Origin of the sequence: Acaryochloris sp. IP29b_bin.137, assembly GCF_028285745.1 — a bacterium.
GTDB lineage: Bacteria > Cyanobacteriota > Cyanobacteriia > Thermosynechococcales > Thermosynechococcaceae > Acaryochloris.
Genome location: NZ_JANQOP010000095.1, coordinates 1 through 4,192, shown reverse-complemented (window position 1 = coordinate 4,192; position 4,192 = coordinate 1). Strand labels below are relative to the sequence as shown.

5 protein-coding genes are annotated in these 4,192 nt (G+C 50.0%); 1 reads left to right on the top strand and 4 read right to left on the bottom strand.

What is annotated here, in order from left to right; all coding sequences use genetic code 11:
- A partial coding sequence (locus Q0991_RS06890) for a TetR/AcrR family transcriptional regulator (RefSeq protein WP_299486725.1) occupies positions 1–285 on the bottom strand: 285 nt, incomplete at its 3' end.
- 216 nt (positions 286–501) lie between these two features.
- Here Q0991_RS06890 and Q0991_RS06885 point away from each other — a divergent pair.
- Positions 502–1,173, top strand: coding sequence for an alternative oxidase (locus Q0991_RS06885; protein WP_299486724.1), 672 nt, complete (start codon positions 502–504; stop codon positions 1,171–1,173).
- Positions 1,174–1,228: 55 nt separating this feature from the next.
- On the opposite strand, the gene Q0991_RS06880 is transcribed toward Q0991_RS06885, so the two are convergent.
- From Q0991_RS06880 to gor, 3 genes are all read right to left on the bottom strand, one after another.
- Entirely contained in the window at positions 1,229–1,933 is a 705-nt protein-coding gene (locus tag Q0991_RS06880) for an SDR family NAD(P)-dependent oxidoreductase (protein WP_299486722.1), read from the bottom strand.
- Positions 1,934–1,996: 63 nt separating this feature from the next.
- Complete coding sequence (locus Q0991_RS06875) at positions 1,997–2,599, bottom strand: pyridoxamine 5'-phosphate oxidase family protein (RefSeq protein ID WP_299486721.1); 603 nt, start codon at positions 2,597–2,599, stop codon at positions 1,997–1,999.
- 11 nt (positions 2,600–2,610) lie between these two features.
- Positions 2,611–3,993: a glutathione-disulfide reductase gene (gor, locus tag Q0991_RS06870; RefSeq protein ID WP_299486720.1), complete on the bottom strand. Its 1,383-nt coding sequence runs from the start codon at positions 3,991–3,993 to the stop codon at positions 2,611–2,613.
- Between the last annotated feature and the right edge of the window lie 199 nt (positions 3,994–4,192).

Here is a 4,192-nt window from a genome sequence, read left to right as displayed (position 1 = left end):
AATCAGATGAGGTACCTTGTCAAAAAACTCTTGGATTTCAGGCAAGGATGCGCCGGGTCGCCGGATCGGGCTTTGGATATCTTGGTGGCGATCGCTGGCGTATTGCCTAAGAACTTTCTTGAACAACTCCCGTTTGGGGCCAAAAGTGCCGTAGATACCGTATTTCGCGACGCCAGAGCGCTTGACCACCTCATCAACAGAGGTATCGTAGTAGCCTTTCTCCCAAAACACCTGAATGGCAGTATGGAGAGCAGCTTGAGGATCAAACTCTCGGGGACGCGGCATGGTTTCAAACTAAATCGTCTGGAATAAATACAGACTAGCTCGTCTGGAATGAGATGTCAAGGATGGGAACGGAGCAATGTATTGAGTTCTAATGAGTTAAGTAACAACAAAGATGCTTTTGCAGAAACGAATACAGACTCAAACTGATAGGTAAACCTATAATGGCGACGACGACTCACTCAAATAAGCACCCTCATTAATTCTGGAGGTCTGGTTATGGTTCGTTTATTGGTCAGCGTCTTAGTTTTTGTGATTAACGTGCTCTATCGGAACCGCCCCTATCCAAGATTCTACGTGCTGGAGACTGTGGCTCGGGTTCCCTATTTTTCCTACCTCTCGGTGCTGCACCTCTATGAAACCTTGGGCTGGTGGCGAAAGGCCGATTGGCTCAAGGTCCATTTTGCTGAAACCTGGAATGAGTTGCACCATCTCCTGATCATGGAGTCGCTGGGGGGTAACAATGCCTGGATCGATCGCTTCCTAGCGCGTCACGTTGGTTTGCTCTACTACTGGATTATTGTCTTGCTCTATGCGCTCTCTCCTCGGTCGGCCTATCACTTTATGGAACTGGTGGAAGAACATGCCTACGAGAGCTATGACCACTTCCTCACCAGCGAGACGGAATATCTAAAAGCTCAATCTGCACCTCAAGTGGCCCTCAATTACTATCGAGATGGCGATCTGTATATGTTTGATGAGTTTCAAACAGGGCAACGTCCAGAGAGTCGTCGTCCTCAAATCAATAACCTCTACGATGTCTTTGTGGCGATTCGAGATGATGAAAGGGAACATGTGAAGACGATGGTGGCCTGCCAAGCACCCATGGCTCAGAAAACCTTTAAGAGTCCTCATACGCCTGAATTACAACCGAGTCCAATGCTCAAGTGAACTGAAGATGTGCATGGCTCCAGTTCTGGGTGCTTCAGTTGTTCTAGAGATTTCCTTACCACCTCTCAGCATAGGGACGTAGTTCGACATTGAAGGACCATGCATCTCTGGGCTGATGAGCAATGTGGAAGACCTCATCAGCAATGGAATGGGGGGTAATAAAAAACTCATCAGGTTTGTCGGAGGCAAATCGATCTCGGGTCCACGGCACGTCAATGACCGCATCAATATTCACGTAAGCGACGTGGATACCTTGGGGACCAAAGTCCCTCGCAAGGGATTCTAAGAAGATTCGTTGAGCCGCTTTCGTGGGGGCAAATAAAGCGTAGGTTGGGACTCCGCGAAAGGCGGCGGTATTCCCTGTAGCAATGATGGAGCCAGAACCCTGTTCCAGCATTGTGGGAACAAATGCTTTGGCGAGATACAACAGTGACGTTGTATTGACCCGGAAATTACGCTCAAGTTCGCTAGGATCGCTGTCTAGGAGGCGGTCAAAGGTGGCTCTCACTGCGTTATGGATGATGACTGTGGGATTGCCAAGTTCGACTTGAACCTGCTCAATGGTTTGTCCAAGCGCTTGCAAGTCTTCTAAATCGCAGGGAAATGCTACGGCTTGAGGATGTTCAGACTCATAGGTACGAAGTCTTTCCTGATCGCGGGACAACATCGCTACAGTGTAACCATCGGAAGCGAATCGCCGTACAATTGCGGCCCCTGTCCCTTCACCAACTCCTGTCACTAAGCAGAGTTTTTCTTTCATAATCGTGCCTCCTTAAGCTTTGGATGGCATACTCTGTTTCCTTGATCTAGATTGACGCTAAGGCTATGGCTGATCGGTTGCCAACTGAGCTTCAAGTTCCCGAATTCGGGCTTGCAGGGGAGCAATCATTTCTGCCACTTGTTCTTCGGAATATTTTGTTGGAATGTATTTGGGGCAGTTCCAGTCCCAGGCTTCTACCTGGATCAGAATGGCCCGTTGAGCTTCCGCGTCGTAGCCCGGTACCTTGAGATCTTCCACCAGATCGGGGTGATCGTACTCAACCCTGGCGCGTCCCCATATTTTGAGGCGGCGACGGTTGGCGTAGTCCATCAGGAACAAGAATGTGCGATCGCTATCTCCCAAGTTTCCAATCGTTAGGTACTGACAATTGCCAACAAAATCCGCAAACCCGAGTGTTCTGTCATCGAGAACCTTTAAGAAGCCCACGGGTCCCCCGCGAAACTGAATGTAAGGCCAGCCATTATCGTTAACAGTCCCAAGATAAAAGCTGTCTCGTTCCCGGATGAAATCGGCCACTCGTGGAATCAGAGTGTCGTTGTCTGGTCCACGGGCTGCCATCCGCTCATACATTTCCCGCGAGCCATGTTTTTCCTGGATAGCTTTAACCGTCGACGTAAATGCAATTTGGGTAAATTTTGGAGGCATGGTTCAACTCCTTAGCGCATGGTCACAAACTCTTCAGCAGTCGACGGATGTAAGGCCATTGTGTTGTCGAAGTCCTGTTTGGTAGCCCCCATGTTGATGGAGATCGCAACTGACTGAATAATCTCTGCTGCCTCTTTACCCACCATATGGGCACCTATCACTCGGTTGCTTTGCTGATCGACGACCAGTTTCATGACTGTCTTTTCGGTAGCCCCCGTAAGGCTATGGTAAAGAGGTCGGAAGGTTGAACGGTAAATTTTCACGTTCTTTTCACCCAGTTGGACAATGGCCTCCGCTTCACTCAAGCCAACCGTTGCAACTTCCGGCTGACTGAACACCGCTGTTGGAATATTGGCGTAATTAACAGCACGAGGGGTATTTCCAAACACTGTGTCGGCAAAGGCTCGACCTTCATCAATAGCCACAGGGGTCAGGTTGGCCCGGTTGGTCACATCGCCAACAGCATAGATATGGGGCTGAGTCGTTTGGCTCCATTCGTTAACCGCCACTGCTCCGTGATCTGTCTGTGCCACTCCAGCAAGATCTAGTCCGAGATCAGCAGTGTTGGGCACTCGACCAATAGCAAACAGAACAGCGGCATCAACGGTAAGTGTCGCGGGTGCTGCATCGCCTTTAAGGAACAACACTGTTCCTTCGGTAGTTTTCTCTAGTCGGTCTAACTGGGTCTCGGTCAAGATTGTGATGCCACGTTGGCGCATTGTGTCCTGGAGATGTGTACGGATATCTTCATCAAACCCACGAAGAATGTTGTCCCCTCGGACAATTTGAATCACCTCTGTCACCAAGCCATTGAAGATCCCAGCAAATTCAACTCCGATGTAACCGCCACCGATGATGGCCAGCTTTTTAGGCTGTTTAGGAAGCTTGAACACTTCGCGGGAAGTGAGGGCCAATTCAATGCCAGGGATATCCGGCAGCACAGCTTCACTTCCTGTTGCGATCAAAATGCGTTCAGCCGTGAGTTTGCGTTTTCCAGTGTCATGACTGGCTGAGCTGTTGTGGACTTCGATAATGTGAGAATCCAAAAATGCAGCTTGTCCGAGAATCAGCTCAACCTTTGACTGGTCAAGAAAACGGGTGTGCAGTTGGCTGAGGCGGTTCACCTCATTGTCAACAATCTGGGCTAGGGTTGGCCAGTGAAAGCTGGGGGTGATAGCATCCCAACCATACCCCACTGCGTCTTGGTAGAGATGTGAGAACTGCGAGGCATAGACCAACAGCTTTTTGGGTACACAGCCGCGCACCACACAAGTGCCTCCCACAAGATCATTTTCAATGATGCCAACTTTGGCACCATATCTGGCGGCCCGTTTGGCAGCAGCCAGACCACCAGAACCAGCACCGATCACCAGTAAGTCGTAGTCGTAAGTCATGGGTGTACCTCCGCACAGAAAGTGATCTAGAAGGAGTTGAATAAATTAAGCAAGAGCGCCGAATTGACTCTCGAAGTCGGGTGATAGCAGCGCCATTCCAGTTTGCACTGCCGGTCTAGCTTCAAGCGCATCGAGCCACCGTTGGACATTGGGGTACTCAGCCAGGGATTGGCCTAGGTAACCACTCGTCGAAGCAGCT